This window comes from Bradyrhizobium cenepequi, assembly GCF_020329485.1.
GTDB lineage: Bacteria > Pseudomonadota > Alphaproteobacteria > Rhizobiales > Xanthobacteraceae > Bradyrhizobium > Bradyrhizobium cenepequi.
The window spans coordinates 1-23716 of sequence record NZ_JAGKJI010000039.1 but is presented as its reverse complement, the minus strand read 5'-3'; the positions used below and the strand labels follow the sequence as shown (position 1 = coordinate 23716).

Below are 23716 nucleotides of genomic sequence, written 5' to 3'. Positions count from 1 at the left end.
CTCCATTCGCTATTCACCACTCGCTATTCGCGTCTTACCCCAGCCGTCCCGCGGCATGCGCGAGCAGCGTGTACACCAGCCCCGTCTCCGAGGTCAGATGGTTGCGCAGCGTCTGTGGGCCGCGGTCGTCGCGGGCGACTTCGTCGAGCAGCCGCTCGAACTCCGCGATGTAGCGGTCGACCGTCTGCTTGAAGCCGCGGTCGGAGCGGTACTTGCGGGCGACCTCGTCGAAGGCCTTTTGGCCGGCCGGCGTGTAGAGCCGTTTGCTGAACGCCTTGTTCTCGCCGCGCTGGTAGCGATCCCACATCTCTGCTGCGAGATTGCGGTCCATCAGCCGGCCGATGTCGAGCGACAGCGATTCCAGCGGATTGGCGGCGGCGGCCTGCGGACGGGGCCGCGGCGCTTCGCGGGGCGCGGGGGCAGGGCTCTCGCTGCGGTTGAGCAGGTCTGACAACCATCCGTCACGGCCATTGTCCGGGGTCGCCGGGCTGACCGGCGGCGCCTCGGCGCGGCGCGAGGTCGACGCCGGCACGCCGAGGTCCGGCGGCGGCAGGGTCGATGCGCTGCCATAGTCGCGCGTGCGGACATCGTTTCCGCGACCGCCGGCGGCAGCGACCATTACGGTCTCCTCCTGGCGCTGCACGCTGGCCCGGTTGCTGGTCGCGACGTCGAGCCCGCGGCCATGCTGCGCCACGATGCGGTTGAGCTCGGCCAGCGCCTCGATCTGGTCGACGATCACCTTGCGCATCTGCGCGGTGTTCTCCGAGGCCTCCTGCGGCATCTCGAGCACGCCGCGGCGCAGCTCGTTGCGGGTGGCCTCGAGCTCGTTGTGCATCTCGGCCGCCATCTGCTTCATGGCCTGTACCATTGCGGAGAATTTCTCCGTCGATTCCTTGAACATCGCATCCGTTTCATGGTTGCTCTGCTGGTACAGGTCGTTCATGGCCTCGAGCGTCTGCTGCCGCTCGTTCTCGGCGGCGGCGCGTACGGCCTCGAACTGGCGGCTGATCGCCGCCGAGCCGGCGCCGGCCGTCTCCGCCACCACGCGGGCGATGTCGCGGGCGCGCTCCTCGGCCGCGGCGAGCGATTCATCGAGCAGGCTGGTGAAGCGCGACAGCCGCTGGTCGAGATCCGTGGTGCGCAGGTCGATGGTGGTGACCAGCGATTCCAGCGTCGCCTTGCGTTCGGCGATCGAGGCTGTCGTGTTGTGGTTGCTCTGCTCCACCAGCGCGGCGGCTTCGACCAGCGCGCGGCCGTGGGTGTCAAACTGGGTCGACAGCTCGCCGAGGTCCTCCAGCGCCTTCTGGGTCTTGCTGTTGAACACGGTGAGCTGGTCTTCCAGTGTCTGGGTCGCAACGCCGTTACGCGAGGTGACGTCGTTCATCGCCGACACGAAGTCGGCGACGCGGGTCACCAGCGCGCGCTCGAGCGAGTTGAGGTTGTCGTGGGCGCCGGTGAGAACTTCCTGCAGCAGGATGTTGCCCTCGCGCAGCCGCTCGAACAGCGCGACCGTATCCGTGCGCAGGATCTTGCTGGTCTCCTGCATCTCGGTGACGGCGGCAATCGAGACCTGGCGCGACTGGTCGATTGCCGCGCGCGAGGAGTGCTCGAGATCCTTGAGCGACTTCGCCACCGCGCCGGTCGCAAGATCGCCGGCAGAGGTGATGTTGCGCGCGACTTCGGCGCCGTGGGTCGACATCGTTTGCGCGAAGGTATGGCCGCGCATCTCGATCGACTTCAGCGCGTCCGCGGTGGCGCGGTCGATGTCGGTGGCGAGCTGTGCGCTCTTGTTGGTGAGCGCTTCCACCAGCGTGCCGCGCCTTGTGTCAACCATCTGTGCCAGCCGCTCGGCCTGCTGCTGCACATAGGTGACGATCTCGTCGGTCTTGCCGGTCATGGTCGAGCCGAACTGGCTGGAGGCGGCGAGCACCGAGCGCTCGATGTCGGCGGACGTCGTCTTGACCTTCGAGGAGGCCTCGTTGGCGGCGGCAACCAGCGAGCTCTGCGCGTTCTGCGCCGAGGTCTGGATCGTGTCGGTGGTGTTCGCCGTGACGGCCGCAAGCGAGCGCTCGATCTGGGACGAGATGGCCTGGATCTGATTTGCCGCATCGGCGGAGGTTGACGCGAACGAGGTCTGCGCCTCGCGCGCGCTGCTCAGGATGGCTGCAGCGGTGTCCGCGCCAACCGCGGTCAGCGTCCGCTCGATGTCGATCGCCAGCGACTTGACGTGGCTGGCTGCCTCCGACGAGGCGGTAAGCAGCGTGCTCTGAACCTCGCGGGCGCCTGAGGTGATCGATTCCGCTGTGGCCGCGCCCGCCATGGAGAGCGAGCGCTGCATGTCGGCGGCCAGCGTCGTGACGCTGTTTGCAGCTTCAGTGGACGCGGCAACCAGCGTGTTCTGGGCCTCGCGCGCGCCGGCAGTGATGGTCTCGGCCGTGCTGGTGCCGGCCAGCGTCAGCGAGCCCTGCACGTCGGCGGTGAGCGTTCGCACCAGGTTTGCCGCCTCGGTCGAGGCCGACACGAGGGTGGTCTGCGCCTCACGGGCGCTGGTAACGACGGACTCGGCGGTCGATGTGCCTGCAGCCGTCAACGAGCGCTCCACATCGACCACGAGCGCCTTCACCTGTCCGGTGACGTCGGTGGAGACCGTGATCAAGGTGCTCTGCGCCTCGCGAGCTCCGGCGGTAATGGCTTCCGCGGTCGTGGCGCCTGCGATCGAGAGAGAATGTTCGAGGTCGCCGACAAGGGCCTTGACCTGACCGGTGACGTCGGTCGACACGGTGACCAATGCGTTCTGGGCGTCCCGCGCACCGGCCGTGATGGCTTCCGCGGTCGCGGCGCCCGTGATCGAGAGAGAATGTTCGAGGTCGCCGACAAGAGCCCTGACCTGACCGGTGACGTCGGTCGACACGGTGACCAATGCGTTCTGTGCCTCCCGCGCACCGGCCGTGATGGCTTCCGCCGTCGCGCTGCCCACCAATGACAGGGAACGCTCGACGTCCGTGACAAGCGACCTGACCTGGCTCGTTGCGTCGGTGGAGGCGCTGACGAGGGCGGTCTGGGCTTCGCGCGCGCCCGACAGCATCGAGGCCGCCGTCGCACTGCCTGCCGCTTGCAGGGTGCGTTCGACATCGGCCGACAGCGCCTTGACCTGCGAGGCGACCTCGCCTGTGGCCGCCATCAGCGAAGCCTGGGCGTCGCGGGCGCTCGACAGGATCGAACCCGCGGCACCGGCGCCGACCGCGGTCAGCGCGGTCTCCACCTCGCCGGCGGTGAGCTTGAGCTGTGCGCCGACGTCGGAGGAGACGGTGAGCAGCGCCTGCTGGGCGGTGCGCGCGCCGGTCTGGATAGTCTCGCTGGTGTTGACCACGAGATTGGTAAGCGAGCGCTCGGCGTCCTCGACATGCGACTTGATGCCGGAGGAGAGCAGCTCAGCGCGCGCCATCAGCTCGTCGCTGGCCTGGCGTCCGCTGCTTTCGATGCGGCCCGCGACCGCCTCGACGCGCGAGCCGAGCAGGTCCTCGAACTGCGCCACGCGGGTGTCGATGTCGCCGGCGATGGCGCCAACGCGGGTCTCGATGCCCTGGTGGATTTCCAGGAACCGGGCCGAAATGGTGTCGGTCAGATGCGCGCTGCGGCCGTCCACGGTTTCGGTGACGCTGGCGATGCGGCGATCGAGCGCCTCGATCGCCTGCGCCGTGCCGTCGGTGAGCGAGGAGGTGAGCAGGCCGAGGCGAGAGTCGATCGACTGGATCGCCTGTGCAGCGCCGTCGGTCAGCGAGGTCGTGAGCATGCCGAGCCGGCCATCGATCGTCTGCGTGACCGAGCTGGCCTGGGTGTCGAAGGTCTGTTCGAGCGACTTCAGGCGGCCTTCGATCGATTCGTCGAGCCACTTGAGGCGGCCATCAAGCGAGTTGTCGAGGAAGCCAAGGTGGGTCTCGAGCGAGGCGTTGAGCGTGCCGAGCCGGTTCTCCAGCGAGCTGTCGAACGTGGTCAGCTTGCTGTCCAGCGACGAGTCGAGGCTGGTGACGCGATCGCCAAGGGTGGTCTCGAACTGCAGCAGGCGCCGGTCGAGGGTCACCGTGATCTCGCCGCTGTTGGAGGTGAGGCGGGCGTCGAAATTGTCGACATAGTTCTTCAGCGTGCTCGCGATGTCCTCGGTGCGCTGGCCCATGCGCTCGACGATCTCGCCGCCAAACATTTTCACGGTGCGGTCGAATTCCGCGATGTGGCGGGTGATCAGCGCGCCGAGCGTGCCGGAGTCGCGGGCGAACTTCTCGGCCAGCTCCGCGCCCTGGTTTTTCACCAGCTCGTCGTAGGCGCTCATCTGCAGCGAAAGCGAGTCGTGCGCGGTTTCGGCCTGGCTCACCATCTTGGCGACCAGGGAATTGACGGTGACGTCGAGCACTTCGCCCGCCTTGTCGCCGGAGCTGAGAATGTGATTGGCTAGCCGATTGCCGGCCTCGTCGATCTTGCCGACAAGGTCGCCGCTGCGCAGCTCGAGCTCGAGCAGGAGCGAGTCGGAGGAATTCTTCAGCGAATCGTGCGCCTGTTCGGTGCGCTCGGAGATGCCCTCGACAACGCTCACGGCGCGCTGCTCGAATTCGCCGGTGATGCGGTCGATGCGCTCGTTCAGCATCTCATGGACGCGGTCGGCGAGATCGACGAATTCGTCGTGAACGTGGCCGGTCTTGAAATTGAGGCTGCTCGTCAGCCGCTCGGAGGCATCGAGCACGGCGCGCGTGGTCTCGGAGCTGGCTTCCTCGAGCCGGTCGAGCAGGTCGCCGCCGCGCTCGCCGAGCGCGAGGATCATGTTGTCGCCGGCATGGCTGAGCGCCTGGGTGATGTGGGCGCCACGCTCTTCCAGCGCGCCGGTGATGCTCTTGGCGACTTCGTCGACGCGCGAGGCGATCGCGTCCGAGATCAGTGCGATGTCGTGGCGCAGATCGATCTGCACGCCGGAAATGGCGCTGCGCACCTGCTCGGCCTGTCCGACCAGATTGTCGCGCTGGTGCGCGATGTCCTGCAGTAGCGCGCGGATGCGCACCTCGTTGTCGGAATAGGCGCGCTCCAGCGCCGCCACCTCGTTGGCAACCAGCGTCTCGAGCTCGCCGGCGCGCGCGATCGCGCGCTCGATGCCGTCACCCATGGCCGCGACCTCGCGACGGATCGCCTGTCCGACCGTGACCATGGAATCGCTCGCCGCCCCCTCGGGCTCGGAGAAGCGGATCGCGACCTGCGCCATCGATTGCGCGATCATCCGCATCTCCTGGCCGCGCCAGGCGAGGCTCGCGAGGAAGTAGAACAGCAGCACCGGCGCCAGGAACAGGCAGACGAGGCCCGCGAGCACCAGCACGCCGCCGCTCTGGCCGATGGCGGCCTGCAGCGAGGACAGGAAGCTCACCGTGAGCAGGCCGCAGCCGACCAGCCAGACGCCGGTGAAGATCGATGCAAAGGTGTAGACGTTGCGGGCGGGGCTGCCCTTCTGCAGCGCCTGCAGGAGCTGTCCGATTGCCTCGCGATCGTCATTGGCGGCGCGCCGGGGGCCGCGCTGCTCCTCGATCGGCTCGAACGCCGATCGCTCGCCGCTCGGACGCGTCTCGAACGGAGTTTCGGGGAAGGGCGTCGCAGCAGGAAGCGCGGGCGCCGCGACTTCGCCGCTACTGGTACTGGTCACATCGCGGTTGGGCTCGGCACTGTTCTCGCCGATGTTCAGAGCCTCCTGAATGGCAGACAGCGCGACTTCGGTCGGATCTTTCACCTTCTTGGGATTGTTCGCCATGTTAAGTCTGAGCCCTCTCAACTAATACGCGTCGGCGATCTTGCGAACATCGTCCCCCGCAAGCTCAAGCCGTCCCGTCCCCGTAGAGCGGTACGCAAGCACGCCCGTCGGCCGCTTGTCCGCTACATCCGGAAACATCCTATTGGTTGAGCGATGCGAATGAAATGGCCGCGATTAAGACATTCTTAATCATCGTTAACAGCTTTATGCCATAAGGCCTTATGCTTACACGAAATTCTCGCGTGCCGACGGCCATTGAGGTGGTACTTTGTCTGAAAAAGGGCAAATTTGAGGCAAATTCGGCCAACGATCCGTTAACTACTTCCGTGATTGGTTGACGCCCAAACGGCCCCACCGAAAACGAGCGGCCGCCAGTTCCTGGATCAGGCATGCCGCGTCACCTCGAACGGACCCAATGGATCGCTTCGCCGCCGCTCGCCCCCGGCGACGGTCCGATCGATCTTGCACATCTTGCGCGCATGTCGCTCGGCGATGCCGCTCTCGAGCGCGAGGTGCTTTCGTTGTTCGTGGCGCAATCGGACAGGCTGATCGGGGCCTTGTCCGCCCTCCCGCGGGATGGGCGCGAATTGGCGCACAAGCTGAAGGGATCGGCACATGCGATCGGCGCTTTCGCTGTCGCGGATGCCGCCGCCCGACTGGAACACGTCCTGATGAGCGGCGCCGAACCGGCGGAGCCGCTGGCGGCGCTCAGCGAAGCGGTCGCGCGGGCACGGAACGCGATCGAGGCGATACTCGGCAAGCCTTCAAAGCGGATTTGACCGGCAGCAAATTGACGTCAAAAGGTTTTGCGTGAGGGGCCCGGCCGCTGGCGCTCCCGGGATCGACCCGTTATAGGGACTGCCAGGGACCTCAACCTCATCCAGATCCGTATTCCGGCAGCACGAGCGATCATGGCCAAGATAACTTATGTCGACCATTCCGGGGAAAGACGCACCATCGACGTGGAGAACGGCGCGACCGTGATGGAAGGCGCGATCCGCAACGGCATTCCGGGCATCGAGGCCGAATGCGGTGGCGCCTGCGCCTGTGCGACCTGCCATGTCTATATCGACGAGGCCTGGCGCGAGAAGGTCGGCGCACCCACGCCGATGGAAGAGGACATGCTGGATTTCGGTTTCGACGTGCGGCCGAATTCGCGCCTGTCCTGTCAGATCAAGGTTACCGACGAGCTCGACGGGCTGGTGGTGACGACGCCGGAACGTCAGGCTTAATCCAATTGATCTAAATCAAAGCCGCGGCGGATCCACGGCTGCAGATTAGCTTTTACTTGATCCGTCAGCGGGATCGGCTTGCGCGTGGTTTCATCGATCAGCACCGTCACCGCCTGCGCCGAGGCCACGCATCGACCTTGCGAAAACACGACCTGATCGAACGTCACCGAGGTTCGCCCGAACTTCACGACGCCGAGTCCGAGTTCGATGGTGCCGGGCCAATGCAGTTCGGCGCGGAAATGAATATCGAGACGCACCATGATCCAGGCGAGCCCCTCCGGCACCAATCCCATGCTGGGATCCTTCATCAGCGTGACGCGGCCGGTCTCGAAATAGCTGGCATAGACCGCATTGTTGACGTGCCCATTGGGATCGAGGTCGGCAAAGCGCACATTGTCTGACAGACGATAGGGATAGTCTTCCAGGCGCAGCGTGGTGTCGGAGCGGATCGGGGCATTCACTTGCACAATCTCCACGTGGTTCGGCCAGTTACAGCCCAGTTGTCGCGTTGCGGCAAGGGGTTGCCGCGGCGCTTGCCGCCCCTATTATGGCGTTCCCGATCTGGCCGTCCTGGCTCGGCCGGCGCAGCCTTCCCATTTCGTACTCAACTGACAAAGAAGCGGATATGAGCGAAGCGATCAAAACCGATGTGTTGATTATCGGCGCGGGTCCCTGCGGACTGTTTGCCGTGTTCGAACTGGGCCTCCTCGACATGAAGGCGCATGTGGTCGACATTCTCGACAAGATCGGCGGCCAGTGCGCCGAGCTCTATCCGGAGAAGCCGATCTACGACGTTCCCGGCATTCCGCTCGTCACCGGGCAGGGGCTAACGGAGTCATTGCTCCAGCAGATCAAGCCGTTCCACCCGACCTTCCATCTGAACGAGATGGTGGAGACGATCGAGAAGATCGGCGAACCCGCGTTCCGCGTGAAGACCGATGCGGGTAACGTGTTCGAATGCAAGGTGGTGGTGATCGCTGCCGGCGGCGGATCGTTCCAGCCGAAGCGGCCGCCGGTGCCGGGCATCGAAGCTTATGAAGGCAGTTCGGTGTTTTACGCCGTGCGGAAAATGGAGCAGTTCCGCGACCGGAACATCTTGATCGTCGGCGGCGGGGATTCTGCGCTCGACTGGACCCTCAACCTGTACCCGATCGCGAAGCGCATCACGCTGCTGCATCGACGTGACGAGTTTCGTGCCGCGCCCCACAGCGTCGAACGGATGCGCGCGCTGGTCGCCGACGGCAAGATGGATCTGAAGCTCGGCCAGGTCACCAGTCTCGAAGGTGAGGGCGGCAAGCTTGCGGCGGCGACGGTGAAGGGCAACGACAACGCCATGACAAGGGTCGAATGCGACACCTTGCTGCCGTTCTTCGGGCTCACGATGAAGCTCGGTCCGGTCGCCAACTGGGGCGTGACGCTGGAGAACAATCTGGTTCCGGTCGACACCGCCGCCTTCGAGACCAACGTGCCTGGCATTTTCGCGATCGGCGATATCAACACCTATCCCGGCAAGCTGAAGCTGATCCTGTCCGGCTTCCACGAGGGCGCGCTGATGGCGCAGAAGGCACACCGCTATGTCTATCCGGACAAGCGGCTTGTGTTCCAGTACACGACGTCGTCGTCGAGCCTGCAGAAGAAACTCGGGGTCAATTGATTCCAATCAACGTAGGATTGGTTGATTTCAGTCAAAATGTCATCAGGCCGCGGGGCGGCCGCTGCGGCGATTTGCATCGTTCCGCGCTGCCACTGGAACCTTCCGCGAAATGGCCGTAGTCTTCGATCATTCCTTCGCTGGATTAGTCGGGTGACGACAATGCGGAATTGGCGATTTCGATTTCGGCTGATAGTGCCGATCATCATGGCGCTCCTGCTGGCGGCAGCACTGCCGGCGCAGGCTCAGGAGCCGTCGGCGGCAGGTCTGTGGCAGAAGGTCGAGGACGGCAGGCCTGTGATATGGGTGCTGTTCGTCGACCATAACGGTGTCTTCGAAGGCATCATGGCAAAGACGTTCCCGAGGCCCGGCGAGCCCGTCACCCAAGTCTGTTCGAAATGCACCGACGACCGCAAGAACGCGCCGCTATTGGGCATTCCCTTCATCCGCAATATGAAACGCAGCGGATTGAAGTATGAGGAAGGCAACGTGCTCGATCCGCGCGACGGCAGTATCTACAAGGCCAAGATGAGCGTCAGTCCCGACGGCAAGGAATTGACGATGCGCGGCTATATCGGCATCTCGCTGTTCGGCAAGGACGAAACTTGGTACCGCCTGCCTGATACGGCGATCGCGCAGCTCGATCCGGGGATCGTCGCGAAATATTTCCCGGCACAGGCCGCCGCAATGAAGCCGCCGCCCGCGGCCGCGAAGAAGAACGTGCCGTCCACTGCGCCTACGCGCTAGAGCTGCTCTACCGAAAGCGCTTTAGCGGCCGCTGATCGGCTGCACCGGTTCGGAGATCACCTCCGGCACGCCGACATCAAGGCGCAGCACCCCGGCCGCCGCGGGAACCGCAGCGTCCGCCATCGCGGCGTGGCCTTCGGCGGTCGGATGCACTGCGCCGCCATAGACGGCCGACAGGACCCCCCAGGTCGCATCATGGATGTCGGAGGGTTGCATCGAGGATGGCAGCGCCTGCGGATAGGTCATCGCGGTGAAGTAGCTGTCATTGGCGTCGCGGATCCAGCGCGCGCGCGGCAGGTAGGCGCGATATTCCGAGGCGCTGCGGCCGCACAGCATCGGCTGGCTGGCGGCGGTGACGATATCAGGATTGAAACTCTCGCCATTGGCAGCAAAGCATTGCCGGTCGAATTCCGGATCGGTGGCGGCTCGCGCGCAGAAGCCGTGCGTTGCGAACGCGTCCTGATGAGCGTCGACGAAGGTCATGCGGTCGGCGCGCGGATTGCGACAGAGAATGCCGGACTGGCAGAGCGCCAGCGCTTTCAGCGCCGGAAGAAATTCGTCCTGTACATAGCCGACCACCGGACCAAGCCGCTGCGGCGCGGCGTTGAACGAGGGGTGGATGTCGAAACCGGCGCGGCCGCCGGGGCAGGGGACGCCGCCGTCCGATAGCGCCGGATTGGCATAGGCCGTATAGATCACGCGCGAGAGGTCGCCGCCGACGAGCGGCTTCAGCGCCTCGCGCAGTTTGGCAAAGGATTGCGGCAATGTGCGTCGCAGCGCGTCGCGGGACTCGTCGACGGACGCCATGACGCCACCGCGCCGGAACAGCGCGCGCTCTGTCCCGGTATCGACGATCACGTCGGCGACGAGGCCGGAGAAGTAGATGTCGTTGGCGCCGATCGAGAGCAGGATCAGGTCGAGCTGCCGATCCGGCTGGCGGCGCTTGACCGCCGCAAGCGCATCGCGCAATTCTGCGAGCTGACCATTGACGCTGCCCGAGCAGGTGTTGCCTGACTTGCTCGGCAGGCACTCGCGGGCCTGCTGCGAGCCGAACAGCCCGTCATTGATGGTTGCGCCCGTGCAGGCGAGCGGCAGGTAAGTTACCGCGATGTGCGGGTAGCGCACGGCGAGCGCGAGCGCCGTGCGCGTCTGGTAGCTGTAGAGCGAGCGATGGCAAGCCGCGTTGAACCATAGCGCGCTGTGCTTCTGCCATACCGAGAGGAAGTCTGGCGCTTCGCAGGCCCGTCCGCCTTTATAGCCGGCGCGGCTCGGCCGGTAATATTGCTCGCCAGCAGTGCCGAGATAGGAGCGGAAGCAGAAGCCTTCTTCCGCCAGCCCAATCGGCCGGTCCGGATTGCCCTCGCCGGAAGCGATGCTGTCGCCAAGCCCTGCAATGAAGATGTCGCGCACGGCGATCTCGGTGGAGACACGCTGGGTCGGGTCCGAGCCTGCGGAGACGTCGACGGTCGCGACGGTCGTGCGTCCGTAGCGGACGCGCAGGTTCACCGGTTCGGCACAGTCGAAGGCGGAGGTCTGCGGCCCGTCGCCGTCGTCGAACGACCAGGCGCAGGTGGCGCCGACCGGAATCGGCCCGACCAAGCGCACCGTGATCGGATGATCTGTAGGCGTCAGGTAGCTTTCCTTGACGTTGTCGCGGGTGCAGGGCTCGTTGACGCGGCCAGCGAGGTCGATGCAGAGACGGTTGACGGTATTGCGCGCCCAGCCGCGGCCATCGCTCTGCAATTCCAACGCCTGCTCGGCAGCGAGGACGCTGCGGCCGCGCCCGGCATCAGTCTGCAACAGGAAGTCGCGTTCCTCGCGGAACAGGCGAAAACGGTTGCGGACCTCCCACGAAATCTGCAGAGGCTGTTCGGCGGCGGTCTGCGCTTCGGCCGATTGGCTCAGCAGCGCAACCGCCAGCAGCGCGGCGGAAACGATCGAACGGAACTGAATTTTGACCATGGCGCGTTTGACGGCATCGGTGGGGCAGAAATAAGAATGCCGCGCCGAATTAGCCAGAAAGAATAAAGAATAACGCGTCCGGATAACGTCGCTGTTACCGCTTCAGGTGCTTGATCCGTGGCCGGCTTTCGAGCGATTGCCGCACGGTGGCCTCCGCGGTCTCCGCCCTGAAAGGGGGGTCATTGAGCTTGCGCCGGCCGAGCCACGGCTGCACCACGTTGAGCCAGAGCTCGCGCATCCCCATGATCGAGATCGAGATGCCGAAGGGGATCAGGAAATACAGGATGCGGAACACGACCAGTGTCGCCAGCAACTGCTCCTTCGAGAATTCCGGCAGCGCCACCAGCATGGCGGCGTCGAACACGCCGATCGACCCCGGCGCGTGGCTCGCGAAGCCGAGAAGGGTGGCCAGGATGAACACCACGGCCAGCGAGACGAAATCGATATGAGGCTCGGTCGGCATCAACAGATACATCGCGAGCGCGCAGAAGCCGAGATCGACCACGCCGATCAGGATTTGCACGAGCGTCAGCTTGGCGGACGGCAATATCACCTTCCAGCCGTTCTGGCCGAGCTCGCGGCGGCCGGTGCCGGTCACGAGCCAGAGCAGGTAGGCGGCGATACCGGCAAGGCAGCCCAGTCCGATCAGGCGGTTCATGGCCTCCGGCAACAGGTCCATCGAGGACGCCGCCCCGGGGTGCCAGACCATGCCGATCCCGAGCACGAAGAGATTGCCGAGCCAGAACGTCAGGCCGGAGAGGAAGCAGATCTTGGCGACGTCGATCGCGGTCAGGCCGTAGTCCGAATAGATGCGAAAGCGGATCGCGCCGCCGGTGAAGACGGTGGCGCCGATATTGTGGCCGATGGTGTAGCTGGTGAAGCTGGACAGCGCCGCGATGCGGTAAGGGATGTGGTTCTTGCCGATGGTCCGAAGCGCAAAGAAGTCGTAAAAGGTTAACGTGCAGAAGGCGCCGACCACGCACAGCGCGGCGAGCGTGATGCGATGCGGCGCGATGTCGGTCAACGCCGTCAGGACGAGGGCGGTATCGACGCCCTTCAAGGTCCGGATCAGATGGGTCACCGCCAACACGATGATAATGACGCTCGCGGCGATCCCGAGCCGTTTCCAGCCGATCTTTTCCTTGAAGCCACGCCCAAGCGCGGTCAGCAGCCGATGCATTCATCCTCCCGGCGGGGCGGCATTTGTAGAAGGGCCCGTTACGTTGTCACATGGGGTAACGGGTGACGGGCAAACGCACCGTGCCCAAGCACCCATAAGGCAAAACGGTAGGTTTGTGCAGCCCTTGACAAGCCACGCTTCCGCCTTCGTTCGTCATTTCTGTCATACGCTGTACATATGGCTGGGCATCGGGAAATGTGAGTCGCTGCCGGCGGCTTTGTCGGTTCAATCCGCCGCTGCGTTCCCGCTGTTCCGCCGCCGGTTCTCGCGGTTTCGCCGGAACGTCCGTGCATCAAGCCGGTTAGCGCAGATATCAGCAAACAGAGCATGGCGTTGTGGGCGGGGGCGACGAGATGGCCGCGCGTCATGTTCCCAGAACAAAGGGATACGCGCAATGGGACTCTTCAGCAAAGACATCAAAAGCATGAACGATCTGTTCGTGCACCAGCTGCAGGACATCTATTACGCCGAGCAACAACTTGTGAAAGCGTTGTCAAAGATGGCCGGAAAGGCCAGCGATCCGCAGCTCAAACAGGGCTTTCTGACCCACCTCGATGAAACCAGGACGCATGTGCAGCGACTGGAGCAGGTATTCCAGATGCATGGCGCCAAGGTGAAGGCGGTCGATTGTCCGGCGATCGACGGCATCATCGAGGAAGCCGACGACGTCGCCGGAGAGGTGGCCGACAAGGACGTGCTCGACGCGGCGCTGATCAACGCCGCGCAGGCCGCCGAGCATTATGAGATCGTCCGCTATGGCAGTCTGATTGCCTGGGCACGGCAGCTCGGCCGCAACGATTGCGCTTCGATCCTGCAGAAGACGCTGGACGAGGAAAAGACCACCGACAAGAAGCTGACCTCGCTCGCCGAAGGCAAGATCAATCTGAGGGCCGCGAGTTAGATCACGATCGGGCCAGGTCAGCTGGGCTGCAGCTCATCGGAGCGTGATCTCCGGACAAGACACCTCGCTCGTCCAGCGAAGCTGGTTCGGGAAAGCATGGATCATGCTCCAGGCACCCAGGATGTTGAGACAAAAAGCCGCGCCGGAATAATCCGGTGCGGCTTTTTGTACCGGTCGCTGCTATCCGCAATCATCATTCGATCGATACCGAAATTTATTCGCGAAACGACAGGCTATGTCTGGTGTTGGCTCTCCGTCGAGGTGATCCATGCAAGACCTGCCGCTCAGGACCCGACAATACGCGGACGTCTCGTCTCGTCCGGCCGAAAAACCGGTGCCCTCCAGGCTCGCCGCTTCGCTGACGCTTGCCGCGATGAGCCTCGGCTACGGCGTGGTGCAGCTTGACGTCACCATCGTCAATACCGCGCTGCATGCGATCGGCGCCACGCTTGGCGGTGGCGTGTCCGACCTGCAATGGGTGGTAAGCGCCTACACCATCGCCTTTGCCGCCTTCATTCTGACCGCCGGTGCGCTAGGCGACCGCATCGGCGCCAAGCGGGTCTTCATGTCGGGCTTCGCGCTGTTCACCGCGGCGTCGCTTGCCTGCGCGCTGGCGCCGAACGCACCGGTCCTGATCGCGGCGCGCTGCATCCAGGGACTGGCGGCCGCGATCCTGGTGCCGAATTCGCTGGCGCTGCTCAGCCATGCCTATCCGGATGAGAGGGCGCGCGGCCGTGCTGTCGCAGTCTGGGCGGCCGGTGCCAGCGTCGCGCTGACGGCCGGACCGTTTCTCGGCGGCGCACTGATTGCGCTCATCGGCTGGCGCGCGATCTTCCTGGTCAACCTGCCGATCGGCCTTGCCGGGCTCTGGCTCACCTTCCGCTACGCCGACGAGACAACGCGCTCACTTTCGCGCGAGATCGACCTGCCTGGTCAAGTCGCGGCAATCGGGGCCCTGGGCACGCTCGCCAGCGCCCTCATCGAGGGCGGCGCGCGCGGCTGGCAAGATCCGTTTGTGCTCTCGGGCTTTGCCGTGTCGGCGGTGCTGAGTGCACTGTTCGTCTGGCGCGAAGCCTATGCGCCGCAACCGATGCTGCCGCTGTCGCTGTTCAGGCAACGGATGTTCGCGGCGACCTCGCTCGTGGGTCTCCTCGTCAACGTCGCCTATTACGGCCTGATCTTCGTGCTGAGCCTGTATTTCCAGGAGATCAACGGCCTGTCGGCATTTCAGACCGGGCTGGCCTTCGTGCCGATGATGGCCGTGGTGCTGCCGGTCAATCTGATCGCGCCGCGCGTCAGCGAGCGCATCGGTGCGCCCGCGACCATCGGCAGCGGTGCTCTGCTGTCGGCCGCGGGATGTTTGGCATTGCTCGGCCTGAGGCCTGACACCGCCTATTGGGCAATCTGCGCGCAACTGATCGCGATGAGCAGCGGGCTCGGCCTCTTGGTCCCGCCGCTGACGTCGACGCTGCTTGGCAGCGTCGAGAAATCGCGCTCGGGGATTGCAGCCGGCGTGCTCAATGCGACCCGTCAGACTGGCAGCGTGCTGGGCGTCGCGCTGTTCGGCTCACTGGTCGGCCGGTCCACAGCGTTCATCGCCGGTCTGCACGCGTCGCTGCTTATCTCGGCCGGCCTGCTGCTTGTGGCGGCCGCCGCGATCATGCTTGGCGCCCTCCGGCCGGACCGGGCCGCGGCGTAACTCGGAACATCAATCGTTCCGAAGCGCGAAATGCGCGCCGCAAAACGCCATCGCCGCGCCGAGGCAGAGCGCGGCGAGGCCTGCCTCCACGATCGAGATGGTCGAGATCGAGCTCGGTGCGGAAGCCACCTGGCCCGCACCGGCGAGGATCAGGACCCCGACAGCGATCAGGAATTGCCGCATCCGCGGCGGGATCTCGCCCGAGACGGCGCTGTGCATCAGGTTCGCGGTGAAATAGCCGCCGCAGAACGCCACCGTCGCGATCAGCCACCAGGCGATCGCTGCGCCCGCTGGCATGGATTCGTGCGCGTCGGAGCGCCACAGCCCGCCAAGATCAAGGCCGTAGCGCGCGCCCAGCATGTGCACGGCGAGCGCCAGCAGCACGCCGGAAATCATTGCGGCGCCGAGGATCAGGTGGCGCGGAAAAGAGGTCGTCTCGGCCATGGTCTGCTTGTAGGATGAAGCCGGCGCGCCGCGCAAGCGGCGCTGTCAGCCGATTGCTCCGGGTTGTGGATTTGCCGACGTCATCTGCCAACGATAGCGTAGAGCGAGGTGAGGGCGCATCGACGCGCTATGCCTACAAGGCATCATTGATCGGATCGGCGCACCAGTTCGAATTGACCGATGCCGGACTGTCATGGCGTATTGCCGGCCGCTCCGGCGTCTGGCCTTATCGCGATATCTCGGCGGTCCGCCTGTCGTATCGTCCGGTGTCGATGCAGTCGCGCCGTTTTCGTGCCGATATCGACAATGCCAATGGCGGACGGATCGCCATCCTCTCGACCACCTGGCAGACCGCAACCCTGATGGCGCCGCAGGATCACGGCTACCGTGGCTTCATCGAGGAATTGCACCAGCGTATGAAGGCGGCCGGCAGCAGGGCGATGCTGTCAGGTGGGCTCGGGCCTGCGACCTATGCGGCCGCGCTCGCGCTGTTGGTGGTGCTGGCAGTCGCGATGATCGGGCTATTGCTTCGTGCGTTGTTCACCGGCGAATTCGTCGGCGTGCTGTTCCTGATCGGCTTCGCCGTGCTGTTCGCCTGGCAGATCGGCGGATTTGTCGGCCGTAACCGGCCGCGCCGCTACGGTTTCGATCACCTGCCGGATAAGTTGCTGCCATAGCTCCGCGTGGCGGCCCCAAGTTCACTCAGTCGAATCAAAATCCTCTTCTTTCGCGATCAAGATGCCCGACAGCGCTCGCAGTCCGGTTTCGAGCTGCTCCAGCGTCGGCGCGCCCAGCGCCAGGCGGACGGCGTTGGGTGCGTGTCCCGGGGTGACCGCAAACGTCGTCGACGGCGTCAACGCGATGTCGCGGCGGGCGGCAGCCGCCACGAAAGTCTGCGAGCGCCAATGCGACGGCAATGTCAGCCAGAGGTGATAGGCCTTGGCATTGGCCTGGATCTCGAAGCCGGTGAGCAACTTCGCAGCCATCTGCTGGCGGCGCGCTGCATCGATCCGCTTCAGCCGCGTGAGCTCGGATACGGTGCCGTCGCCCATCAGCCGCTGTCCGGCTGCCAGAGCATAGCCTGACGCCGTCCATCCGCCGGAGCGGACGGAGGCCATGATGATCTCGCGCAGCTGTGGCGGAGGAACGATGAAGCCGAGAGCAAGGCCGGGCGCGACCTTCTTCGAGAGGCTGTCGAGCACGATGCAGCGGTCGGGAGAGAGCGCAGCGAGCGGTGCCTCATCGTCGAGAAAACCATAGACTGCGTCCTCGATGATGGTGAGGTCGAGCTTCTCGACGACGCGCAGCAGATCGGCGCGCCGGGCGGCCGGCATCGTGATGCCCAACGGATTTTGAATCGTCGGCTGCAGATACAGCGCCGAAAGACGCGCTTCCCGGTGCGCTTTCTGCACTGCATCGGGCCGCACGCCGTGCTCGTCCATCGCGAGCGGCACCAGCGTCACGCCAAGACGCGCCGCGATACCCTTGATGAAGGGATAGGTCAGCGCCTCGACGCCGCAGCGTCCGCCCGGCGGCACCATCGCGGCGAGCGCCGCCGCGATGCATTGCCTGCCGTTGGCGGTGAACACGATCCGTTCGGCGCTTGGAGACCAGTCCTTGCGGGCCAGGAACGTCGCCGAAACCTGTCGCACGGCTTGCGTGCCCGCGCTGGTCGATGGCCGCAATGCGGCCTCGAGCGCATCTACCCGGTCCAGCCCTTCCAGGCTTTTCGCGATCATCGCCGCCTGTTGCGGCAGCAGCGGATAGTTGAATTCCATGTCGATGCGCGCGCCATGTGCCTCCGGTGACGGCGTGATGCCGCGTCGTACGTCGCCGGAAATGAAGGTGCCGCGTCCGACTTCGCCGACGACGAGGCCGCGCCGCAAGAGCTCGGTATAGACCCGGCTCGCGGTCGACACGGCGATCTTGCGCTCATAGGCGAAGCCGCGTTGCGGCGGCAGGCGGTCGCCGGGCTTCAGCGCGCCGCTGGCGATCTCGGCGACAATGGTGTCGGCAAGCCGCAAATATTCGAACTTCGACATAATTGCACCGAGAGCAATGTTTCGCTTGAACCGAGACAAATACCGGATCATCTAGGGCGCATCAACCCTGCGATTGTACCGAGGATACACGAGCAATCCGCGGTCAATGACGGCGCTGCGATCAGCATTTGCGCCGACGGCATCGCTTTGCCGCGTGGGAGACAGCCGGAGGGAAGACGATGTCGACGCTATCCCCAGCCGCAGGCCGGCCCGCGCAGCCGAGCTCATCGGGCGGACTGGTTTGCTGGATCGGAGCGGGTGCGCACGCGCTGCTCACTTATCTGGAGCACCGCGCCGCCATTAAAACACTTCGTGCACTGGATGATCGCGCATTGCGCGATATCGGCATACCGCGCTGCCAGATCGAGGCCGCCGTCGGCGGCGCGCTCAATCCCGCGATGGGAAAACTCCGATAGGTCGAGCGTTAGTGCCGCACCACCAGGACCGAGCATTTGGCATAGCGCACCACATGGCCGGCATTGGAGCCGAGGAAATAGGTGCGCATCGCCGGCCGGTGCGAGGTCATCACGATCAGGTCGGCGTGCACTGCCGCAGCTTCCTCGAGGATCTCGTGATAGATGCCGCCCTGGCGCACTACGGTGGAAATGCGCGACGACTCGATGCCGCTTTCGCGTGCCACGATCGCGAGCGCTTCCTCGGAAGTCTGCCTCTGTTGGGTATCGAAATCGGCTGGCACATATTCGGCCAGCATCACCGGTGTCATCGGCAACACGTTCAGCAGGCGTACCGTACCCTTCCAGTTTTCCGCGAGCGTCGCGGCTGTCGCGATCGCAGGCTTCGCCAGCTCGGTGTCGGCCAAATCGATCGGCACCAGAATGGACTTGAACATCCCTGCCTCCTGTCCGCTCAACATTGACGCGGCAAGCGGCGATTTTCCGCGCCGGCTGCCTCAGAGCATGATCCGGAAAAGTGAAAACCGGTTTTCCCGCGACAAACGCAAGCGTTTGCGCTGAGATCATGCGGGGATTCTAGTCGTCCGAAGTCTGCTTCAATAGTTTCGGGCTGACAAACTGTACGAGCTTGCCGCGGCGGAACGCCACGTCGGTCCAATCGTTGGTCGGAAAGTCGAAGATCGCAAGGCCCGAGGTCGGCAGGTTGTGATCAAGCGCTTTCTTCGCAGCCGCATCACCGCTGCCGATAAGGGTGAGGGCAAGCTCGTGCATGCCGGGATTGTGGCCGACCAGCATCAGCCGCTTGGGGTCGCTGACCGAAGCCATCCGGATCGTGTGCAACAGCTCGGTCGGATCGGCGCCGTAAAGTTCCGGCAGGAATTCCACCTCCGGCGGCGGCACGAGCCCCTTGATCGCTTCCCACGCGATTTCCCAGGTCTGATGCGCCCGGACCGCAGGCGAGACCAGCACGCGGTCGGGGAACGGCGGATGCCGGCCGATCCAGCCGCCAATCTCGGCCGCATCGCGGTGGCCGCGGTCGTCGAGCCGACGGTCATAGTCCTGGCCCGAGGGCGACTCGGTTTCGGTCTTGGCGTGACGCAACAGCATCAAACGGCGCATGGCGCAATCTCGATTCCACGTGCTTTCAATAATCTACATGCTCATGCCCGCGACAAGGTGACAAGTCGTGCTGCGGTCCGTAAGAAAACGACATGAGCGAGACTTCGACAAGTGCGACTGACGATCCCGATGATGCAGTGCCGTTCCCCTCGCGCCTTTCGGTCGATCTGGACGTCGATATCTGCGTGATCGGGGCCGGGCTTGCCGGCCTGACGGTGGCGCGCGAAGCGGCGCGGCTTGGCGCCAGCGTCGCAGTGCTCGAGGGCCGCCAGGTCGGCTGGAACGCTTCCGGCAACCAGCTCGGCACGGTGATGCCAGGCTTCAATCTTCCGGTGTCCGACCTGATCGAACGCGTCGGGCTGCAAGAGGCTCGTGAACTCTGGGCGTTATCGAAGGAAGGCGCCGATTACGTTCGCGCGACCGCGAGCGAGGAGTTGATCCCGGGCATCGCGTTGAGCGAGGGCGCACTGCAGGTTTCCACCGTCGATGTCGGTGAGACCCTGATCAGCCGGTTGCAGACGCTCGGTGAGGATTTCGAAACCGAGGTCGAGGGCTGGCAGATCGACCGTGTGCGCAGCACCATCAGGACCAATCGCTATTTCCATGGCATCTACTATCGCGAGGCGTTCCAGGTCGACGGCCGCAAATATGTGCATGGCTTGGCGGCGCTGGCGCGGCGGGCAGGGGCGCGCATCTTCGAGGATACGCCGGCGGTCAGCATCGACTTTTCCGGCATCCGCAAGCGCATCGTCACGCCGTCAGCGCGCTTGCGTGCGTCGCATATCGTGCTCGCCGGCAATGTGCATCTCGGCGCTCCGCTCAAGCGGCTGTCGGATACGCTGCTGCCGGTCTGGCGCTATGCGGCGGTGACCGAGCCGCTCGGCGAGCGGCTCGCGGAGGCGCTCGGCTTTCACGGCTCGGTTGCCGACAGCGACGGCATCGATCATTTCCGCGTCATTGGTGGCGACCGGCTGATGTGGGCAAGTCATGAGACGACGTGGAATGCGAAGCCGCAGCGTTTTGCGCCCGTCATCCAGCGCCGCATCAGGACCATCTTTCCGCAACTCGGCAAGGTCGGGATCGACGACGTCTTCGGCGGCGCCGTTGGTGTGACCGTGCATGGCATGCCGCAGATCGGTGAGTTGCGCAAAGGCCTTTGGGTCGCGAGCGGCTTTGGCCGGCAGGGCATGAACACGTCTGCGATGGCGGGAGTATTGATCGCGCGCAGCATCCTGCGGGGCGATGAACGCTGGCGGCTGTTCTCGCCATTCGAACTGGTCTGGGCGGGTGGGCCGACCGGCCGCGCCGCCGCGCATCTGATCAGCCTTTGGGGCCGGGGCGCCTCCGCCACGGCCAACGCATTGGCGCGCTACCGGGAACGTCTGCGCGCCAAACAGCGCATCCGTGACGCGCGCCTCACTGAGGCCAATCGCCAGGCTGGCACCCTGCCGCGGCCGTCGCGCCGCCAACCGGCGCCAGGCGGCCAGCGGGCTGCGCACTCGCAACCGCCCACCCCGCAGGAACCGTATGGCTCAAGCTCGCAGAAAAGTGAGCAGATCGGGGACTGATCGGTGTAACCTCACAGCCAGGCGCGCCGTACCTGACAGCGAACAATCGTCATCCGCGTTCACGGAGACCATCATGATTGACCGCCGTTTCCTGCTCGCTTCCGCTGCCGGCCTGTTCAGCTTCGCCGCCTTCCGCTGGCTGCGCGGCTCGCCGGCGAAGGCTGCCGAGAAATTCGAGATCGAGAAGACCGACGCCGAGTGGCGCGCGCAGCTCACGCCACAGCAATATGAGATCCTGCGCAAGCAGGGTACGGAGCGGCCCTGGTCCAGCCCGTTGTTGAAGGAGCACCGCAAAGGCATCTTCGCCTGCGCCGGCTGCGACCTGCCGCTGTTCGCCTCCGACACCAAGTTCGAAAGCGGTACCGGCTGGCCAAGTTTCTATCAGCCGCTCGAAAACGCCGTCGGCACCACTGAGGACCGCACGTTTGGCATGGCGCGCACGGAGGTCCATTGTCGGCGCTGCGGCGGCCATCTCGGCCACGTCTTCGACGACGGTCCGAAGCCGACCGGTCTGCGCTACTGCATGGATGGTCTTGCGCTGGTCTTTCGCCCGGGAGCCGCTTCAGCTACCTAGGTTCTCGTCATCGTGCGAAATCGAACGAACAAAGCAGGCCTCCCGTTCGGAGGCCTTTTTCCTTGATCGCGCGATCGCCTCACGCTGACTTGCGCTCGTCGTCCTGCGTGGGGGCATCGAGCTTCCTTGCGCTTTGCAGCAGCGCCTCTTCGTGGGCGATCAGCTTCTTCGATTCCTTCAGCGCGTGATAGAGGTCGCCGTTGAGGATGTGGTTGTTGATGCCCTCGATGAAGGGCCAGCCGCTGGGCATCGCCGTGATGATGTCGCGCACCAGGCTGAAATAGGTCGGATGGTGCGCCATCGGATCGGGCGAGAGATACATCAGCTGCACCGCGAGATAGACCAGCTTGGCCGGCGTGTCAGCCGTCTCCGGCGTCAGAATGTCCTTCTCGCGAAGGATCGGAATCTTGTCGCCGTCGATCAGGAGGCGGGCGCGCTGATCGGTGTTGGTGACCACACAGGAGCCGATGATGATCCGCTCGTTCGGCTTCAGCTCGACCTTCAATGCCATTCCCGTTCTCCTTTGCCGCCATTCCCGCGCGATGCGTCGTTGCGACGAAATCGAATCATGTCTGGCTCGCACCCGCCGTTAAGACCGATGGCGGCCGATCGCGCTGCAATCCTTTCCGATCATGGTTAACGGTTGGTAAATGCCGTTCCTGCTCGGTTCGCCCCTTCTGTCCGAAAGCGCAGCCAATTCAGTAGTATTCCGGAGCATCTCCATCGCTGCGTAGCACTTTCATGCTGTTGTCAGGGCCTGAAATGCCGCCGAGAAGATTCATTTTTTCTTAGAGGGTTGGTTCCAAGGTGAGCCTTCGTCCGATCAAAAACGATTGGAAGCGACTTGTTCCAGTTTCACACCAGAAAGGTATGAAAAATGTCCGGCATTATTCTTTCGGCTTCGGTTCGCCAGAACCTGCTCTCGCTGCAGTCGACCGCTGATCTGCTCGCCACCACGCAGAGCCACCTTTCGACCGGCAAGAAGGTCAAGTCGGCCCTCGACAATCCCACCAACTATTTCACCGCCGCTTCGCTCGACAACCGCGCCAGCGACATCAACAACCTGCTCGATGGCATCGGCAATGGCGTGCAGGTGCTGCAGGCGGCCAACACCGGCATCACCTCGCTGCAGAAGCTGGTCGACAGCGCGAAGTCGATCGCCAACCAGGCGCTGCAGGCGACCTCGGGCTATTCCACCAAGTCCACCGCCACGTCGGCGGCGATTACGGGCGCGACCGCCACGAACCTGATCGGCGATGCCGATACGGCTGCGACCGTGTCGGGCACTGCGGTTGCGGCGGGCCTTGCGGCCACCGACACCACCACCGCGGCTGGATTTGCCGACGGCGACTCGTTCACGGTCAATGGCAAGACGATCACGTTCGCGACCGCCGGCACCACTGAGACCGCGGCCGCGACCACAGACGCTGCGGGCAACGTCACCATCAATCTCACATACACTGCCGGCGCCACCGATTCCACCGTACAGGATGTTCTTGACGCGATCGATGGCATCACCGGCGGCTCATCGTCGATCAGTGCCGGAAACGTCCTGACCATCAGCAACGCCACCACTGACACGACCAACAGCATCATCCTCGGTGGTGACGTCGGCGGCGCCCTCGCCAACCTTGGCCTTACGGCCGGTGGGACCAAGCCGACCAATTCCAAGGATAACCAGGTCCTCAGCATCGCTGCGATCGGCAGCAAGGCGGCTCAGACCATCACCATCGGAACCGGTACCGGTGCGGTGAACACCCTGGACGATCTCAACAAGAAGCTCGCCGACAGCAACCTGGTGGCTTCGCTCTCCAGCGACGGCAAGCTGAGCATCACGACCGCCAATGACGATGCATCGGTCGATCTGACCGGGAAAATCACCGGCACCGCCACGGGTACCAGCGGCCTGCTCGGAACCCTCACCACGACCACTCCGGTCAAGGATATCAATGCGCAGAACACCCGCGCGGATCTGGTCCGCCAGTACAACACGGTGATCGACCAGATCAAGACGACAGCGCAGGATGCCTCCTTCAACGGCATCAACCTGCTGAACGGCGATCAGCTCAAGCTGGTGTTCAACGAGACCGGCAAGTCGACGCTCACGATCAACGGCGTGACCGACGATCCGGCTGGCCTGGGTCTGGCGTCATTGACTGCCGGGACCGACTTCATCGACAACGACAGCACCCAGAAGGTTCTCACCGCGCTGAACGACGCGTCGAGCACGCTGCGCTCGCAGGCTTCGGCCTTCGGTTCGAACCTGTCGATCGTGCAGATCCGTCAGGACTTCTCCAAGAACCTGATCAACGTGCTGCAGACCGGCTCGTCCAACCTGACGCTGGCCGACACCAACGAGGAAGCGGCCAACAGCCAGGCGCTGTCGACCCGCCAGTCGATCG

The 23716-nt window shown here is 64.4% G+C and carries 20 protein-coding genes; 11 read left to right on the top strand and 9 right to left on the bottom strand.

Features of this window, described 5'->3' with window-relative positions:
• Positions 1-34: 34 nt before the first annotated feature.
• Positions 35-5782, bottom strand: a complete 5748-nt coding sequence (locus J6497_RS30275) for an apolipoprotein A-IV repeat region-like domain-containing protein (RefSeq protein ID WP_225707901.1) — start codon at positions 5780-5782, stop codon at positions 35-37.
• A 389-nt stretch (positions 5783-6171) separates the two neighbouring features.
• Between J6497_RS30275 and J6497_RS30270 the strand changes: the two genes are divergently transcribed.
• Both J6497_RS30270 and J6497_RS30265 read left to right on the top strand, forming a co-directional pair.
• On the top strand, positions 6172-6561 hold the full coding sequence (locus J6497_RS30270; protein WP_225707900.1) for an Hpt domain-containing protein: 390 nt from the start codon (positions 6172-6174) through the stop codon (positions 6559-6561).
• Positions 6562-6693: 132 nt separating this feature from the next.
• The gene (locus J6497_RS30265; protein ID WP_225707899.1) at positions 6694-7014 is read left to right on the top strand and encodes a 2Fe-2S iron-sulfur cluster-binding protein; all 321 of its coding nucleotides are present in this window, start codon (positions 6694-6696) and stop codon (positions 7012-7014) included.
• On the opposite strand, the gene J6497_RS30260 is transcribed toward J6497_RS30265, so the two are convergent.
• The gene (locus tag J6497_RS30260) at positions 7011-7475 is read right to left on the bottom strand and encodes an acyl-CoA thioesterase (RefSeq protein ID WP_225707898.1); all 465 of its coding nucleotides are present in this window, start codon (positions 7473-7475) and stop codon (positions 7011-7013) included. The two genes, J6497_RS30265 and J6497_RS30260, sit on opposite strands and share 4 nt — an antisense overlap.
• Positions 7476-7639: 164 nt before the next feature.
• Between J6497_RS30260 and J6497_RS30255 the strand changes: the two genes are divergently transcribed.
• Positions 7640-8668, top strand: coding sequence for an NAD(P)/FAD-dependent oxidoreductase (locus J6497_RS30255; RefSeq protein WP_225707897.1), 1029 nt, complete (start codon positions 7640-7642; stop codon positions 8666-8668).
• Between the two features lie 159 nt (positions 8669-8827).
• Positions 8828-9412, top strand: a complete 585-nt coding sequence (locus tag J6497_RS30250; protein ID WP_225707896.1) for a DUF2147 domain-containing protein — start codon at positions 8828-8830, stop codon at positions 9410-9412.
• Positions 9413-9433: 21 nt separating this feature from the next.
• On the opposite strand, the gene J6497_RS30245 is transcribed toward J6497_RS30250, so the two are convergent.
• Complete coding sequence (locus J6497_RS30245) at positions 9434-11374, bottom strand: SGNH/GDSL hydrolase family protein (protein WP_225707895.1); 1941 nt, start codon at positions 11372-11374, stop codon at positions 9434-9436.
• Positions 11375-11468: 94 nt separating this feature from the next.
• A complete protein-coding gene (locus tag J6497_RS30240) occupies positions 11469-12554 on the bottom strand; it encodes a lysylphosphatidylglycerol synthase transmembrane domain-containing protein (protein ID WP_225707894.1) in 1086 nt (361 codons plus the stop codon).
• Positions 12555-12948: 394 nt separating this feature from the next.
• On the opposite strand from J6497_RS30240, the gene J6497_RS30235 reads away from it, so the two are divergent.
• Together J6497_RS30235 and J6497_RS30230 are read left to right on the top strand one after the other, a co-directional pair.
• The gene (locus J6497_RS30235; protein ID WP_225707893.1) at positions 12949-13455 is read left to right on the top strand and encodes a YciE/YciF ferroxidase family protein; all 507 of its coding nucleotides are present in this window, start codon (positions 12949-12951) and stop codon (positions 13453-13455) included.
• A gap of 268 nt (positions 13456-13723) precedes the next feature.
• Positions 13724-15154: an MFS transporter gene (locus tag J6497_RS30230; protein ID WP_225707892.1), complete on the top strand. Its 1431-nt coding sequence runs from the start codon at positions 13724-13726 to the stop codon at positions 15152-15154.
• 9 nt (positions 15155-15163) lie between these two features.
• Here J6497_RS30230 and J6497_RS30225 read toward each other — a convergent pair whose 3' ends face one another.
• Entirely contained in the window at positions 15164-15598 is a 435-nt protein-coding gene (locus tag J6497_RS30225) for a hypothetical protein (protein WP_225707891.1), read from the bottom strand.
• Positions 15599-15669: 71 nt separating this feature from the next.
• On the opposite strand from J6497_RS30225, the gene J6497_RS30220 reads away from it, so the two are divergent.
• Positions 15670-16275 (top strand): hypothetical protein, encoded by a 606-nt coding sequence (locus tag J6497_RS30220; protein WP_225707890.1) that lies wholly within the window; start codon positions 15670-15672, stop codon positions 16273-16275.
• Positions 16276-16296: 21 nt separating this feature from the next.
• On the opposite strand, the gene J6497_RS30215 is transcribed toward J6497_RS30220, so the two are convergent.
• Positions 16297-17640, bottom strand: a complete 1344-nt coding sequence (locus J6497_RS30215; RefSeq protein ID WP_225707889.1) for an aminotransferase-like domain-containing protein — start codon at positions 17638-17640, stop codon at positions 16297-16299.
• Positions 17641-17819: 179 nt separating this feature from the next.
• Here J6497_RS30215 and J6497_RS30210 point away from each other — a divergent pair, with 179 nt between their 5' ends.
• Positions 17820-18056 carry a DUF1127 domain-containing protein gene (locus tag J6497_RS30210; RefSeq protein ID WP_225707888.1) on the top strand — a complete coding sequence of 79 codons (237 nt, stop codon included), beginning with the start codon at positions 17820-17822 and terminating at the stop codon, positions 18054-18056.
• A gap of 8 nt (positions 18057-18064) precedes the next feature.
• Here J6497_RS30210 and J6497_RS30205 read toward each other — a convergent pair whose 3' ends face one another.
• Entirely contained in the window at positions 18065-18490 is a 426-nt protein-coding gene (locus tag J6497_RS30205; protein WP_225707887.1) for a universal stress protein, read from the bottom strand.
• 139 nt (positions 18491-18629) lie between these two features.
• Positions 18630-19172, bottom strand: coding sequence for a SixA phosphatase family protein (locus J6497_RS30200; RefSeq protein WP_225707886.1), 543 nt, complete (start codon positions 19170-19172; stop codon positions 18630-18632).
• 92 nt (positions 19173-19264) lie between these two features.
• Here J6497_RS30200 and J6497_RS30195 point away from each other — a divergent pair, with 92 nt between their 5' ends.
• Complete coding sequence (locus tag J6497_RS30195; RefSeq protein WP_225707885.1) at positions 19265-20740, top strand: NAD(P)/FAD-dependent oxidoreductase; 1476 nt, start codon at positions 19265-19267, stop codon at positions 20738-20740.
• Positions 20741-20813: 73 nt separating this feature from the next.
• The gene (msrB, locus tag J6497_RS30190; RefSeq protein ID WP_225707884.1) at positions 20814-21314 is read left to right on the top strand and encodes a peptide-methionine (R)-S-oxide reductase MsrB; all 501 of its coding nucleotides are present in this window, start codon (positions 20814-20816) and stop codon (positions 21312-21314) included.
• A gap of 79 nt (positions 21315-21393) precedes the next feature.
• On the opposite strand, the gene flbT is transcribed toward msrB, so the two are convergent.
• A complete protein-coding gene (gene flbT, locus J6497_RS30185; RefSeq protein ID WP_225707883.1) occupies positions 21394-21825 on the bottom strand; it encodes a flagellar biosynthesis repressor FlbT in 432 nt (143 codons plus the stop codon).
• A 366-nt stretch (positions 21826-22191) separates the two neighbouring features.
• Here flbT and J6497_RS30180 point away from each other — a divergent pair.
• Positions 22192-23716, top strand: a 1525-nt coding sequence (locus tag J6497_RS30180; RefSeq protein ID WP_225707882.1) for a flagellin N-terminal helical domain-containing protein, incomplete at its 3' end; no start/stop codon positions are given.